This is a genomic window from Flavobacterium sp. CAN_S2 (genome assembly GCF_015752255.1).
Lineage (GTDB): Bacteria > Bacteroidota > Bacteroidia > Flavobacteriales > Flavobacteriaceae > Flavobacterium.
In genome coordinates this window covers 584,011-597,445 of the sequence record NZ_JADOVA010000001.1, presented here as the reverse complement: position 1 = coordinate 597,445, position 13,435 = coordinate 584,011, and the positions used below count along the sequence as shown (strand labels likewise).

Annotated in this window: 15 protein-coding genes and 2 tRNA genes; 5 read left to right on the top strand and 12 right to left on the bottom strand. The window is 34.6% G+C overall.

The window, feature by feature from the left end:
• Positions 1 to 28: 28 nt before the first annotated feature.
• Positions 29 to 304, top strand: a complete 276-nt coding sequence (locus tag IWX80_RS02700; protein ID WP_113634884.1) for a 4a-hydroxytetrahydrobiopterin dehydratase — start codon at positions 29 to 31, stop codon at positions 302 to 304.
• Between the two features lie 51 nt (positions 305 to 355).
• Here IWX80_RS02700 and IWX80_RS02695 read toward each other — a convergent pair whose 3' ends face one another.
• A complete protein-coding gene (locus tag IWX80_RS02695; protein ID WP_196852059.1) occupies positions 356 to 844 on the bottom strand; it encodes a DUF1761 domain-containing protein in 489 nt (162 codons plus the stop codon).
• Between the two features lie 177 nt (positions 845 to 1,021).
• Between IWX80_RS02695 and IWX80_RS02690 the strand changes: the two genes are divergently transcribed.
• Entirely contained in the window at positions 1,022 to 1,876 is an 855-nt protein-coding gene (locus tag IWX80_RS02690) for a leucine-rich repeat domain-containing protein (protein WP_196852058.1), read from the top strand.
• A gap of 141 nt (positions 1,877 to 2,017) precedes the next feature.
• Here IWX80_RS02690 and IWX80_RS02685 read toward each other — a convergent pair whose 3' ends face one another.
• The 3 genes from IWX80_RS02685 to IWX80_RS02675 all read right to left on the bottom strand — a co-directional run bounded on the left by IWX80_RS02685 (position 2,018) and on the right by IWX80_RS02675 (position 2,773).
• A complete protein-coding gene (locus IWX80_RS02685; RefSeq protein ID WP_196852057.1) occupies positions 2,018 to 2,494 on the bottom strand; it encodes a hypothetical protein in 477 nt (158 codons plus the stop codon).
• A 98-nt stretch (positions 2,495 to 2,592) separates the two neighbouring features.
• Positions 2,593 to 2,665 (bottom strand) — tRNA-Met (locus IWX80_RS02680).
• Between the two features lie 35 nt (positions 2,666 to 2,700).
• Positions 2,701 to 2,773 (bottom strand) — tRNA-Met (locus IWX80_RS02675).
• A 117-nt stretch (positions 2,774 to 2,890) separates the two neighbouring features.
• Here IWX80_RS02675 and era point away from each other — a divergent pair.
• On the top strand, positions 2,891 to 3,772 hold the full coding sequence (gene era, locus IWX80_RS02670; RefSeq protein WP_113634912.1) for a GTPase Era: 882 nt from the start codon (positions 2,891 to 2,893) through the stop codon (positions 3,770 to 3,772).
• Positions 3,773 to 3,931: 159 nt separating this feature from the next.
• Here era and IWX80_RS02665 read toward each other — a convergent pair whose 3' ends face one another.
• Positions 3,932 to 4,495, bottom strand: a complete 564-nt coding sequence (locus IWX80_RS02665) for a hypothetical protein (RefSeq protein WP_196852056.1) — start codon at positions 4,493 to 4,495, stop codon at positions 3,932 to 3,934.
• A 41-nt stretch (positions 4,496 to 4,536) separates the two neighbouring features.
• On the opposite strand from IWX80_RS02665, the gene der reads away from it, so the two are divergent.
• Positions 4,537 to 5,847: a ribosome biogenesis GTPase Der gene (gene der, locus IWX80_RS02660; protein ID WP_113635069.1), complete on the top strand. Its 1,311-nt coding sequence runs from the start codon at positions 4,537 to 4,539 to the stop codon at positions 5,845 to 5,847.
• Positions 5,848 to 5,928: 81 nt separating this feature from the next.
• Complete coding sequence (locus IWX80_RS02655) at positions 5,929 to 6,720, top strand: SDR family oxidoreductase (RefSeq protein ID WP_196852055.1); 792 nt, start codon at positions 5,929 to 5,931, stop codon at positions 6,718 to 6,720.
• Between the two features lie 79 nt (positions 6,721 to 6,799).
• Here the strand turns inward: IWX80_RS02655 and IWX80_RS02650 are convergent, their stop codons facing one another.
• From IWX80_RS02650 to IWX80_RS02620, 7 genes are all read right to left on the bottom strand, one after another.
• Entirely contained in the window at positions 6,800 to 7,042 is a 243-nt protein-coding gene (locus IWX80_RS02650) for a hypothetical protein (RefSeq protein ID WP_196852054.1), read from the bottom strand.
• A gap of 104 nt (positions 7,043 to 7,146) precedes the next feature.
• Positions 7,147 to 7,890, bottom strand: a complete 744-nt coding sequence (locus tag IWX80_RS02645) for a DUF2490 domain-containing protein (protein WP_334682205.1) — start codon at positions 7,888 to 7,890, stop codon at positions 7,147 to 7,149.
• A 180-nt stretch (positions 7,891 to 8,070) separates the two neighbouring features.
• On the bottom strand, positions 8,071 to 10,668 hold the full coding sequence (locus tag IWX80_RS02640; RefSeq protein ID WP_196852053.1) for a TonB-dependent receptor: 2,598 nt from the start codon (positions 10,666 to 10,668) through the stop codon (positions 8,071 to 8,073).
• 245 nt (positions 10,669 to 10,913) lie between these two features.
• Complete coding sequence (locus IWX80_RS02635; protein WP_196852052.1) at positions 10,914 to 11,327, bottom strand: RrF2 family transcriptional regulator; 414 nt, start codon at positions 11,325 to 11,327, stop codon at positions 10,914 to 10,916.
• A 109-nt stretch (positions 11,328 to 11,436) separates the two neighbouring features.
• Positions 11,437 to 12,246, bottom strand: a complete 810-nt coding sequence (locus IWX80_RS02630) for a TPM domain-containing protein (protein ID WP_196852051.1) — start codon at positions 12,244 to 12,246, stop codon at positions 11,437 to 11,439.
• On the bottom strand, positions 12,246 to 12,683 hold the full coding sequence (locus IWX80_RS02625) for a TPM domain-containing protein (protein ID WP_196852050.1): 438 nt from the start codon (positions 12,681 to 12,683) through the stop codon (positions 12,246 to 12,248). The genes IWX80_RS02630 and IWX80_RS02625 overlap by 1 nt, the downstream gene beginning before the upstream one ends.
• 149 nt (positions 12,684 to 12,832) lie before the next feature.
• Positions 12,833 to 13,420 carry a LemA family protein gene (locus IWX80_RS02620; protein WP_091165018.1) on the bottom strand — a complete coding sequence of 196 codons (588 nt, stop codon included), beginning with the start codon at positions 13,418 to 13,420 and terminating at the stop codon, positions 12,833 to 12,835.
• Positions 13,421 to 13,435 lie beyond the last annotated feature (15 nt).

Genomic DNA, 13,435 nt, shown 5'->3' with positions numbered 1-13,435 from the left:
TAACTTTATATCACTAAATAAACTAATTATGAAAACCTACTCAGAGGAATCTATTCAAATCGCGTTGAAAGAGTTGAAAGACTGGAAATTTGTCAATAATGGAATCGAGAAAAATTTTAAATTCAAAGATTTCACTCAAGCTTTGGGTTTTATCGTACAGGTAGGAGTAATGGCTGAAAAGAGTAGTCATCATCCGGAATTATTCAATGTTTACAATAAAGTCACAATACGCTTAACCACTCATGATGCAAATGGGGTTACGGATAAAGATTTAGATTTGGCAAAAGCCATAGAAAAGATGTAAAGCAAAATAAATTTCGCCTTTTGAATCAGAAGGCGAAATTTAATTTAAAAGTTAAGATAATTTCCATCCACAAATAATTCCTCCCATAATTGTAAGGCACACAATCCAAAATCCACCAGTTACAAACGTGTATTTGAAACTTCTTCTTTCGTACAGAGCATTCGTTCCTATAATTGGTAAAGCAAAAAACAGTCCAGTCATAAAGCCGTGTAAAGCTCCATGCTTAAATGTTCTGAAAGCATTTCCATAGTCATTCATAAAAGCTTCATAGGAAGGTTTAGCAATACTGGGATTTCCCCCAATCATACCTATTGCTCCATATTGATGTATGGTGACCATTTGAAGTACGAAGCTGATGAAAAGAGCATACAGTAATGACGTACCAAATATTAAAAGCATATTTCCTCCTTTTAGCTTTTCTTCTGTCAGACCAGATTCTTTCATCCAAATTGTTCCAAAAACTTTTGGATGATACCAAACAAATCCAATTACAAGAGTAGATAAAGCTGCAACAAATAGTGCTAAGAAATTGATTTCCATAAATTTGAGATTAAGGTTAGTACACCAAATTTAATGAAATATTACTTAGCACCAAAAAGATATTAATTGTAAGGTATTACGGTATATAAAAAACAATATTGTGTAGTTCATCGATTTTATTTGCTGATTAGCCATAATGTATGTAGTTTTAGATGTGTAAAAGAAAAATACCTGGTTATGAAAAAAATATCTACTCTATTTTTAACGCTTTTGTTTTCATTTTCAATGCTTGCAAATGTATCTCAATCAGAGAAAGATGCGTTGGTGAAATTATATCAGTCAACAAACGGTAAACAATGGAAAGTGCAGTGGGATTTATCATCTCCTGTTTCAACTTGGTATGGTGTTAAAGTGCAAGATGAAAAAGTAATTGCAGTTCATTTAGCGGATAATAATCTAGTGGGAGAGATTCCATCTGATATTGTCAACTTGGTTAGTCTTCAAGAATTGGATTTACACAAAAATCAAATATCAGGAACAATTCCATCTGCTATTGGAAAATTAAAAGATATGAAAGTATTGAATCTTTCGTTCAATAAATTAACAGGTTCAATTCCTTCTTCTGTTTGCGAAATGTCAAATTTGAAAGATTTAGAATTGTATATGAATGCACTTTCAGGCGAATTACCATTACAAATTGGAGCTTTAAGCCAATTGGAAATATTATCATTATTCAATAACGAAATTGTGGGTGAAATTCCAAATTCTCTTTATGACATTAAAACAATAAAAACGTTATTATTAAACAGTAACAAAATTGTAGGTGAATTAAGCAGAGATGTAGAGAATATGACGGCTCTTGAAAATCTTAGTTTGTTTGACAATAAAATGATTGGTCAGGTTCCATTTGAATTAGAAAACTTGAACAACCTAAAAGAAATGAATATTTCTTATAATAAGTTTAATGGTTTAGTGTCTAAAGACTTAGCTGTTTTGGATACGTTGAATATGACTATGCTTAATGAGCAAGGAATTACGGTTTTGCTGAACGTATCTATGGATAGAAATTCAGCAATTGTTTCAGAAGATTAATTTATTAAGTAAAAATAACAGATACGTACTTTTTTAACGATTAAAATTTAGTTGATTTTTGGATATGTTAAGTTTAATAAACGTAGTTGGTTAAAAACCTGTGTGACATGCTCCACAGGTTTTTTTATTTCTAAAAGAATACTAATAAGGAATAGCATTTTTTATTTCTTTAACTATCAAGAAGTTTTTTAATGTGTTTATCATTTCATGATTCTTAGTTGAATTTGAAATATTGTCCAATTCAATGCATATTTTTTTATTGTTCTTTAGATAAATTTTGAATCTGTCAACCCCTTTTCCTTCTTGATGTTTCCAATGGTTAATGTCATTCAAATTAATCGTTTGAGACTTAATCGAACTATAAATAGGTTTCTTTATCCAATCCATTTTGATTGTCTCATTTCGAAGTTCTAGAAGTAGTGTGCTGGAAAACAATCTAAATAAAATAATTGCAGAAAGCATAGTAATTGTAAAAGCAAGAATATAGATCAGAACGCTATTTTGTATTCCAGTTTGTGCTAAAAGGATTCCTAATAGGGGTAAAGAGATCATATACATAATTCCGAAAGGTAGTATTGATAACGTTTTGGCTTTTAAATGTAATACGTTCTCTTCCATTATTTGAGTTTAAAAGATTTTACAAATTCTAAAAAAAAAACAAATTTATCAAAGGTTGTAAATGAAAAAAACCCCAGATTTCTCTGAAGCTTTTCTAGTAGCGGGAACAGGACTCGAACCTGTGACCTTCGGGTTATGAGCCCGACGAGCTGCCTACTGCTCTATCCCGCGATGTGCGTTTTGTAATCTCAATAAGGCTACCTTAGTAGCGGGAACAGGACTCGAACCTGTGACCTTCGGGTTATGAGCCCGACGAGCTGCCTACTGCTCTATCCCGCGTTGTTTCGGGTGCAAATGTACAACGAATTTCCGTATTTCCAACAAAAATTTTTAAAAATGTTTTATTTCGTCTATTGACTTGATATGTCTACCTTTGCACAATAAATTATAATAGAAATGTCACATAAAGCAGGTTTTGTAAACATCATCGGGAATCCAAATGTTGGGAAATCAACACTAATGAATGCCTTTGTTGGAGAACGGTTATCAATTATTACTTCAAAAGCACAAACAACACGTCATAGAATTCTAGGAATTGTAAACGGAGAAGATTTTCAATTAATCTTATCGGATACGCCGGGAATCATCAAGCCAGCTTATGAAATGCAGGCGTCTATGATGAATTTCGTTAAATCCGCTTTTGAAGATGCTGATATATTGATTTATATGGTAGAAATTGGAGAACAAGAATTGAAAGACGAAGCTTTTTTTAATAAAATCATTCACGCTACAATCCCTGTTCTGTTATTATTGAATAAAATAGATAATTCTAACCAAGAACAACTTGAAGAGCAAGTGGCTTTCTGGACTGCGAAAGTTCCTAATGCGGAAATTTTTCCAATATCAGCTTTGCAAAATTTTAATGTTCCCGAAGTTTTTGGAAGAATAATAGAATTGTTACCGGAATCTCCTGCGTATTATCCAAAAGATCAATTGACAGATAAACCGGAGCGTTTCTTTGTAAATGAAACGATCCGCGAGAAAATATTGTTGAATTACAGTAAAGAAATTCCATACGCAGTAGAAATTGTAACCGAAGAGTTTTTTGAAGATGAAAACATCATTAGAATCCGTTCTTTGATTATGGTGGAACGCGATACCCAAAAAGGAATCATCATCGGGCATAAAGGTGCCGCTTTGAAAAAAGTAGGAATGGATGCTCGTGCTGATTTAGAGAAATTCTTTGGTAAGCAAATACATATTGAGTTGTATGTAAAAGTGAATAAAAACTGGAGAAGCAACGCGAATATGCTAAAACGATTTGGTTATAACCAGTAATTTTTTCTGGTCCATATTTTCGAAAAATCAATATTGGAATTTAATTTCTGATATTGATTTTTTTTTTAGCCTAGATAGCAGCGGCATCCTTTTGTGGTGTACCGAAACTTCGGGACACCACAAAAGATATAGCGGAGAGCTGGAATTGCTCCTAAGAAACTAAGATTCTATAATTTCCAAAAATAAATTTTCCAAATCATTCATTTGGTCGTGACCGTTACTTCGGATTTGTTTAGCTACAATATAGAGTAGAAACCAGGCGAAAATCATTAATCCCATCACGACTAAATCGAAGGTAACGGGGTTTTTCAGGATGTAATCAGTGTAAGCAATTCCGGAAAAAATCAGAAATATTCCCGCAATAATAAAATGGAAGAACATGAAAAGTGTCCATAAGGTTGGGTCAGGGCCAAATAATGCTCTGATATGAGTTTCGTTTTGGTCTTTTGATTCCATTTCTATATGTAAATGAGGAGACCAATAGGCTTTTTTAGGTCCTTTTATGTTTAACCAAATGTGATAGCCACGTATTTTTACAAAGTAATCTTTGGACTTAATTTGAGCGTAATTAGCGAATTTAACACGCAAAGCATCTATGTTTTGCGGAACATCTTTGTAAAATCGTAATCGAAGTCTGAGTTCTTTATTAGCGTCCATAGCAGTAAACTTGTAAGTATTAAAAGGATAAGGGTTTGCTAATATATCAAAAAAATAGATATTCATGGTTTTAAACACTACCTTTGCAAAATATTTGAATTTATATTATGAATAACATTGTTGCGATAGTAGGAAGACCTAATGTAGGGAAATCAACCCTTTTTAATAGGCTGATACAAAGAAGAGAAGCTATTGTAGATTCAGTATCCGGGGTGACCCGAGATAGAAACTATGGTAAAAGCGAGTGGAACGGAAAAGAGTTTTCTGTAATTGATACCGGCGGATATGTGCGTGGTTCTGATGATGTTTTTGAAGGAGAAATCCGTAAACAAGTAGAACTTGCTATTGATGAGGCTGATGTCATCATTTTTGTGGTTGATGTGGAAGAGGGAATTACACCTATGGATGATGTTGTTGCACGTTTATTGCGTAAAGTGACTAAGCCAGTTCTTTTAGCGGTAAACAAGGTAGATAATGCCATGCGTGAGAAAGATGCTCTTGAGTTTTATAACTTAGGTTTAGGTGAATATTATACATTTGCGAGTATTTCAGGGAGTGGAACGGGAGATTTATTGGATGCATTGATTGATGCTTTTCCTGTGAAACCAGAACCAGTTCAAGAAGAAGTAGTTTTGCCTCGTTTTGCAGTGGTAGGACGTCCTAATGCAGGTAAATCAAGTTTTATCAATGCATTAATTGGTAAAGAACGTTTTATGGTAACGGATATCGCTGGTACAACCCGTGATGCGATTGATACGAAGTTTGACCGTTTTGGTTTCGAATTTAATTTAGTTGATACTGCGGGAATCCGTCGTAAAGCTAAGGTAAAAGAGGATTTAGAATTTTATTCTGTAATGCGTTCCGTTCGTGCGATTGAACATGCTGATATTTGTATTTTGATTATTGATGCTACTCGTGGTTTTGAAGGTCAGGATCAAAGTATATTTTGGTTAGCGGAAAAAAATAGAAAAGGAGTTGTAATTCTTGTAAATAAATGGGATTTGGTTGAAAAGGAAACCATGTCTACCAGAGATTATGAGGAGAAAATTAAAAAAGAATTAATGCCGTTTACGGATGTGCCTATTCTTTTTGTTTCAGCATTAACAAAACAACGTTTGTTGAAAGCATTGGAAGCAACCGTAAAAGTATATGAGAATAGACAACAACGTATTGCGACTTCAAAATTCAACGAATTTATGTTGAAAGTAATTGAAGCGTATCCGCCGCCAGCAACAAAAGGGAAGTATGTGAAAATTAAATATTGCATGCAATTGCCAACACAGACACCACAATTTGTGTTTTTTGCCAATATGCCACAATATGTAAAAGAACCGTACAAACGTTATCTGGAAAATAAAATTAGAGAAAAATGGGACTTTTCAGGAGTACCAATCGACATCTACATTAGAGAGAAATAATCTTTATTTCGATAATTATACTAGAAAGTTTATTGAGTTTGTAAAAGCTCGATAAACTTTTTTTATTTTTAAGGAAAAAATATGAACTCAATAAGTGGCAAAATTGTTTGGATTACCGGGGCTTCAAGCGGGATAGGAGAAGCTTTGGCTTATGAATTGGCAGCTAGAAATTGTAAACTCATTCTTTCGGCGCGAAATAGTGATGCTTTAGAAGTTGTGAAATCAAAATGTTCAACATCAGAAGTTGTGATTTTGCCTTTTGATCTATCGGATTTTGATAATGCTAAAAATCATGTAGAAAATGCCATTGCTGCGTTTGGAAAAATTGATATTCTAGTAAACAACGGTGGAGTAAGCCAACGCTCACTGATAGCAGACACCGATTTTGAAGTAGATAAAAAACTCATTGAGGTTGATTATCTAGGTACAGTTGCGCTGACAAAAGCTTTATTGCCTCATTTTATCAAAAATAAGAAAGGACATTTTGTTACTATAACCAGTCTAATGGGGAAATTTGGTTCGCCTTATCGTTCCGGCTATTGTGGTGCAAAACATGCTTTACATGGTTTTTTTGATGTTTTGAGAATGGAACATCAACGTGATAATATAAATGTCACCTTAATTTGTCCCGGTTTTATCCAAACAAATGTGGCTTTTAATGCACTTACTGCTGATGGATCAAAACAAAATACTGACGATGAAGCCACTTTAAATGGTATGCCAACAAGTGTTTTTGCCAAAAAATTTGTGAAAGCAGTTGAGGGTGAAAAATTTGAAGTTTATATTGGCGGTAAAGAAGTTTTAGGCGTTTATTTGAAACGTTTTTTTCCTAAACTGTTGCATCATTTTGTTTTAAAAAGTAAAGTGAGATAATCTTAATTTCAATAGTATTATAAAATATAAAGAAATCCCGAGGAGTCGGGATTTTTTGTGTTAAAATGGGTTCTAATGATTAGCTTTCTTCTTCTTCTTTTTCCAAAGTTTCCATTGGATGGTCGCCGTACCAATCTTTGAATGTTTTTGTGGTTTTATAATCATCGGTTAGCACGGTGTAAACCATAAATAAGATTAACGGTATACCAACGCAATATAGGGTCATTATTACCGGCAAAGCAACATTAGTTTGACATAAACCGGCAAAAACAAAAACATAAATGGTAGTGAACCACACGAGTTTAATTGCAAAATTTTTCATGGCTATATCTTTTAAATAAAGTTACGCTATGAATTGTAAAAATTTAGTTAATGTATTGATAATCAATGTTTAAAATATTTATCTGTTGTGATTATAAATGTTCTTTATACCTTTTTTGAGATTTTAATTTTATGAAAAATGCTAAATCGGATTATGTCTCTGTTGAAATAATCGATTCCATTGCTTCTTCTTTGAAAACTGTTTAGGTAACCGAGTTCAAATGCTAAATGGCTATTGAGTCCATAGTGTATCGCAGCATAAATTCTATTTTGATCAAACGTATTTTTAATTATTTTTTTTCCAAAATTGAACATTATTTCATCGGATACTACGGCTTTTAATAACTGTTTTTCTTTTTTCCAAAAAATATAATCAGCTTGGAGTCGGTATCTGAATCTCCACGAAAATGTAGCACCACTCGCTAATGATTCTTTATCGGCATTGCGAATAAATCGTTCTTCTAACTGAAAACGTTGCATCAGCATTATCTTATTAGCATTTAATTTCCAAGTAAGATCCTGCTGTCCTCTGTATTCAGGTGTATTGTAATCAGGATTAATTTCAGAAACTTGTGTGTCGACAGAGAAATAAGCAAAACCAGAACCGGTCTCTAAATGATCATTGATTTTATAGCGACCTTGAATTCGGACGACATATAAGTTTTCTTGCACTGGTTTTAGAAAAAGTCGGTTGTCAAATTCAGAATGCAAAGACCATTTTTCGTTTAGCAGCAATTGATTGTAATAACGGGTCCAAAGAATACTTTGATGATCTATATTTTTTTCATCCGTTTGCGCTTGACAAAGAACAGACAGCATTAAGAATAAAATGATTCTAAATTTTTTCACGGAGCTTTATTTCAATTTTGGCAAATTTACATAAAGTCTATAAATCCTATAGGTTTTGTTTTGTGTTTTTAAAAAGTATTTTACTATAACAGCTTTATAGGGTTTTAGGAAAAAGAAAACAGCACCTTAAAACCTAAGTTTTATGAGTGCTGTTTTAAATTTTAATTTTTTGAAAGTTTTTTAAAGTGAATATTTCAACGTAATTCCGTATGTTCTTTGGTCGCCTAATACGCCTGCATAATGTCCTGCATTTCCTCCAGCTGGTAGCAATTGCTCGAAGTAATCTTTGTTCAATAGGTTACGACCCCAAAAGTTTACAGATAATCCTTCGGTTGCTCTAAATCCAAAACGACCATTAAAGATAGCGTAGCCTTGTACCACCAAGTATTTTGAAGCTGATGGGCTAGATGAAAATTCAGAACGCGCATAAGAATCAATTGCTACAAAGAATTTACCTAGGTTACTAAAAAACTTTGCTGATTTGGTATATTCTCCGCCTAAACTTCCAGCCCATTTTGATACACCTGGTAAAGTACTTCCAGACACATCTTTGAAAGATACAGTAGCTCCCGTTTCTTCAAGAGGTAGTGGTGCATTGGTGAATTTAACATATTTTCCATCGGTGTAACTCAATGCCCCGTTGAAAGCAAAATGCTCATTTATTACAAAACTAGCATCTACTTCGGCACCTCGTACCCGTACTTTGTCCGCATTGGCTAGGTAACCACGATTAACTCCTAATTCAGCTGCTTGTACATTGGTTTGGAAATCTTTGATATCCGTATTGTACAAGGTCAGGTTTAAAATAGCTCTTTTAAATGGAGATGTTTTTACCCCAATCTCATAATGATTCACATCTTCGGGTCTAATGACAGCAAGATCGGCCAATGTTTGTCCTGCAGCTGGAGTAGGCAAACCGGCTACATTTACACCCACTGGTTTGTAACTCTTAGCATAAGTAGCATAGCCATTAATTTTATCAGTCGCTTTATAATTTACCGTTATATTTCCTGAAAAGTCAAACTTATCTTTATTTGCCGAGAACGTTTGGTTGTTGTACACCGCTCTTTTAATTGCCAATAATTGTGGATCATTGGTTTGTAAACCACCATACGTTTGACGGTCGTAATTCGATTCTTTTTTGTCATAATTGTAGCGTAAGCCCGGAAGAATATGCAATCTATCAGTAATTTGCCAATCTAGTTGTCCAAATAAAGCCGCGCTCACAGCATGAATATCAGCAATGGTTCGTATTCCGTAGCCCTCAAGCAATCCTGGTTCAGCCCATCTAGTAAGAGGTACAGGAGTTGAAACCCCATTATTGTTGTAGTTTACTGGTGATTGAGAAAAACGCCATTGTGCATTTCCTGATTCTTCAGTTCCTCTAATCTTAACCGTTTGATCGATAAAAAAGGCACCAGCTACACCGCTTAATTTGGATGTCACTTGTCCTGCATAACGAATTTCTTGTGTCAACTGCGTATGTCTGGCTGGGTTTTGTGATTTAGCCAAAACTTGAAGTCCTGTAAAATCTCTATCGTTTGAAGGATCCCAGTTCCAAAAACGCCATGCTGTTGTTGAGGTTAAGGTTCCTTCACCGATTTTAGTATCTACGTTAAGCGAGGCGCCACCTAAATCTTGTCCAGATCGCCATGGTGTATCGTGATCAATTTTACGGTCAAAAGCATTTCTACTAGGGAGCTGATAATTTAAATCGGCAATGATGGCGTCAAATTGGCGGTAAGCAGCCCTTTTTGTTGGTGCTACACCAGCAATAACTTGTGCATATCCATCAGGACGCTGTGTGGTGATATCAGCTGCGAATAAAATATTCGTATTTTCAGTAGCATTGTACAATAATTGTCCTCTAATTCCTTGATTGTTTAAGGTATTTGTAGGTCTTCCAGTCACCACATTATCAATCAATCCGTCTCTTTGTGTTCCCGAAAAAGAGATTCGCCCAGCCAGTTTTTTGCTCAATCCACCTGTAATGGATGTTTTAGCTTGAAGGAAACCGTAATTACCGTAGCTAACTTCAAAATCAGCACCAGATGTAAAACTCGGTTTTCTGGTGGTAATGTTAAAAGCGCCTGAGGTTGTATTTTTACCAAAAAGAGATCCTTGTGGTCCACGCAATACTTCGATTCTATCAATATCTACAAAGTCTAAAGTGGTGGCTGCTGGACGCGAATAATACACACCATCAACATAAAAACCAACTCCAGGATCAATACCATCATTAGTTAGTCCGTAAGGCGAACCAAGTCCTCTAATGTTGATACCTGTATTTCTAGGGTTTGAGGAATACAATTGTACAGAAGGAATCAATTCTTTCACTCGATTCACGTTGAAAGCGCCTGCTTGTTCTGCTTGTTTTCCAGTTACTACAGATACGGCAATTGGGATGTCCTGCGCTTTTTCTATTCTTCTGCGAGAGGTAACAACCACTTCAGAGAGTACTTTTTCTTCTCCGTATGAGATGATAATCTCCAGCGGTTTTATGTTGGTAGGTAATTCGGTAATTTTAATTTCTTTGGTATTGTAGCCCGCATATTGCACAATAAGCGTGAAGGGAAGTGACTTTGCTTCGATGCTAAAGGATCCATCAGTTAGCGTTGTAGTAGTGTTTGTGGTGCCTTTTAGTACGATATTGACACCTGCAATTGGGGTATCTTGTTCGTCTTTTACTTTTCCCTCAAGAACAACTTGAGCAAAAGATGTTGAGAAAACTAGAAGAAGTAATAAAGTGCTGCTTGTTTTTAGATAAATATTTTTCATTATATTATGTATATGTAATTAGTAGAGTTTTGAATAAATTTTTTTATTTCTAACACATACACATCATTTGAGAACTCTTTTTTTTAATTATAGTTAGTCGATTTTTTCGGGATTGCCTGATTAAAATAGCAAACTTACTTCGGTACGTTTTCATACGTTTAAATTTGGATTGTTAATGATATATTAAATTCGAGGCAAATATATAATTAATTCTATAAAATTAGTAGGGTTTAAAATATATTTTTTTATTTTTTTACTAATGAAGCAATAGTAATGCCTTGCATGGCCTTTAAAGTTTCCTCTCTAATGGTAATCAATCCGTGTCGTAGTAAGCATTCCGATTCATCGACGCAATCAGAACAGCGTTCGTAAAAATTCAATGATGCACAAGGAAGTAAAGCAATTGCACCATCAAAAAGACGGTGAATATCGGCTAAAGTAATGTCGTTTTTAGATTTCAAAAGATAATAACCGCCAAATTTTCCTTGTTTGCTTCCTACGAAATGGCCACGTTTTAGATCCAATAAAATCTGTTCCAAAAACTTTTTTGGAATAGAGGCCGCCTCCGCAATTTCGATAGTTCGAGAAATATGGGTTTCTTTTTGTTGCGCTAAATATAGGAGTGCTTTTAGTGCGTATTTGGCTTTATGTGAAAGCATTTACTGTAATTGATTTATGTTTTTTGAATAGAGTAGGAATGACAAATATTAAAAAGAGTTTTTGCTTTTATGAATCTCGGTCCTTTTTTAGAAAGATGGAAACGGAATATTACCAGTCTCCACCAGATCCACCGCCAGAGAAACCTCCACCGCCAAATCCACCGCCGAAACCTCCACCGCCAAATCCACCACCAGATGAACCTCCGCCGAAACCTCCTCCGCCACTGTTTCTGCCTAAGCTACTAAGAATAATGACGTCTAATAAACTAGGTCCTATTCCGCCACCTCTGTTACCAGAATTGCCACCGCCTTTGTTTCGCGATATCAGCACCAGTATAATGATGACAATAATAATGATTGGTAAAATCGGGAACCCTTTATCTTTGGTTGCTTTAACTCGTTCGCCTTTGTATTTCCCTTTGAAAACATCTATAAGTGCATCTGTTCCCTTGTCAAGTCCTTTGTAATAACTTCCTGCTTTAAATTCAGGAATAATAATATTTCGGGTAATTTCTCCACCAATACCTGCTGTTAATCGATCTTCAAGACCATATCCTGGTGAGATCCATATTTTTCTTTCGGCTTTAGCCAATAAAATAAGAACTCCATTGTCATTTTTTGCTGTTCCTCCAATTCCCCAAGTTTGTCCCCATTTTGGTGTAAGTATACCAATGTCTTCTCCTTTAAGGGTTTCTATCGTAACAATCACAATTTGAGTGGTTGTAGAATCAGAATATTTAATCAGTTTTTCTTCTAATTGTGCTTTTTCTGTTGCGCTTAAAACATTCGCATAATCATAAACAGAAGTCTGTAAAGTTGGCTTTTCAGGAATGGTAAATTGCGCAAAGCCAATTTGCGTGAATAACAAACAAACAAACAACTTTAGGAAAATTAGGGTACTCTTTTTTTGTATTAGCATTATCCTCTTGATATTTCGTTTGATAATTCATTTGTATCGCCTTCCTGCCAAGGGAAATATTTCTGCAATTGTTCTCCGGCTCTTGTAATTCCATCGATAAGGCCTTGCTTGAAATCTCCTTTTTTGAATTCCGCCACCATAATGTCTCGGGTACAATTCCAAAAATCATCTTGTACGACGTCATTAATGCCTTTGTCACCACAAATCACAAAATTTCTGTCTTCTACCGCTAAGTAAATCAAAACACCATTTTGAAGTTCAGTTTCATCCATTTTTAGTTCATGAAAAACTTCCATGGCGCGATCATACGCATCCATGGAAGTTGTTTTTTCTATATGAACTCTAATCTCGCCAGAAGTATTTTTTTCAGCCATACGAATAGCTTCAACAATTTCTTGTTCATCTTCTTTGGTTAAAAAATCTTCTACTTTTGACATTGAAATATTTTTGAGTTAATATTAACGATTTTTGATTTCAGAATTCTTAAACCGTAATCAAAAACTGTTAATTTTTAAAGGTTATTTCTTTAATTTAAATTTGATTTGTTTTGACTTCTAAAAAATCTAAGAAGTCTAATAATCTAACTTTAGAATTTTACTTCAACTGGTTTATCGGCACCTTCAACTGCAGTAAAGTATGCTTTCTCTTTGAATCCGAATAATCCAGCAAATAAGCTGTTTGGAAACGTTTTGATGTGAGAGTTATATGGTTTTACCGCTTCGTTAAAACGTGTTCTCGCCGTTAGAATTTGATTTTCAGTACTTGCCAATTCGTCTTGTAATTTCAAAAAGTTTTGGTTTGCTTTTAATTCAGGATATGCTTCAACAGTTACTAATAATCGAGACAATGAACTGCTCACGCCACTTTGCGCTTTGTTGAATTCCGCTAATTGTTCTGGAGTAATATTTGCTGGATCAATTTTTACAGAAGTAGCTTTAGAACGCGCTTCGATAACTGCTGTCAACGTGCTTTTTTCAAAATCAGCGGCACCTTTCACGGTGTTTACTAAATTCCCAATAAGGTCATTTCTTCTTTGATACGCGGTTTGCACATCACCCCAAGATTGTTCTACATTTTGGTTTAACGTTACTGCAGTATTATTAATTCCTTTAACCCAGCTGTAAATTACAAAAATTACAACCGCTCCGATAATCCAAGGCAAAAATCTTCTCATGTTTACTTAATTTAA

Bases quoted from the DNA above. Each gene is read 5' to 3' on its own strand.
- IWX80_RS02690 (WP_196852058.1), top strand. From the start codon at position 1,022: ATGAAAAAAATATCTACTCTATTTTTAACGCTTTTGTTTTCATTTTCA.
- IWX80_RS02620 (WP_091165018.1), bottom strand. From the start codon at position 13,420: ATGAGAAGATTTTTGCCTTGGATTATCGGAGCGGTTGTAATTTTTGTA.
- IWX80_RS02650 (WP_196852054.1), bottom strand. From the start codon at position 7,042: ATGAAAAATTTTGCAATTAAACTCGTGTGGTTCACTACCATTTATGTT.
- IWX80_RS02635 (WP_196852052.1), bottom strand. From the start codon at position 11,327: ATGCTTTCACATAAAGCCAAATACGCACTAAAAGCACTCCTATATTTA.
- IWX80_RS02655 (WP_196852055.1), top strand. From the start codon at position 5,929: ATGAACTCAATAAGTGGCAAAATTGTTTGGATTACCGGGGCTTCAAGC.
- IWX80_RS02685 (WP_196852057.1), bottom strand. From the start codon at position 2,494: ATGGAAGAGAACGTATTACATTTAAAAGCCAAAACGTTATCAATACTA.
- era (WP_113634912.1), top strand. From the start codon at position 2,891: ATGTCACATAAAGCAGGTTTTGTAAACATCATCGGGAATCCAAATGTT.
- IWX80_RS02630 (WP_196852051.1), bottom strand. From the start codon at position 12,246: ATGCTAATACAAAAAAAGAGTACCCTAATTTTCCTAAAGTTGTTTGTT.
- IWX80_RS02665 (WP_196852056.1), bottom strand. From the start codon at position 4,495: ATGAATATCTATTTTTTTGATATATTAGCAAACCCTTATCCTTTTAAT.
- IWX80_RS02640 (WP_196852053.1), bottom strand. From the start codon at position 10,668: ATGAAAAATATTTATCTAAAAACAAGCAGCACTTTATTACTTCTTCTA.
- IWX80_RS02625 (WP_196852050.1), bottom strand. From the start codon at position 12,683: ATGTCAAAAGTAGAAGATTTTTTAACCAAAGAAGATGAACAAGAAATT.
- IWX80_RS02700 (WP_113634884.1), top strand. From the start codon at position 29: ATGAAAACCTACTCAGAGGAATCTATTCAAATCGCGTTGAAAGAGTTG.
- IWX80_RS02695 (WP_196852059.1), bottom strand. From the start codon at position 844: ATGGAAATCAATTTCTTAGCACTATTTGTTGCAGCTTTATCTACTCTT.
- der (WP_113635069.1), top strand. From the start codon at position 4,537: ATGAATAACATTGTTGCGATAGTAGGAAGACCTAATGTAGGGAAATCA.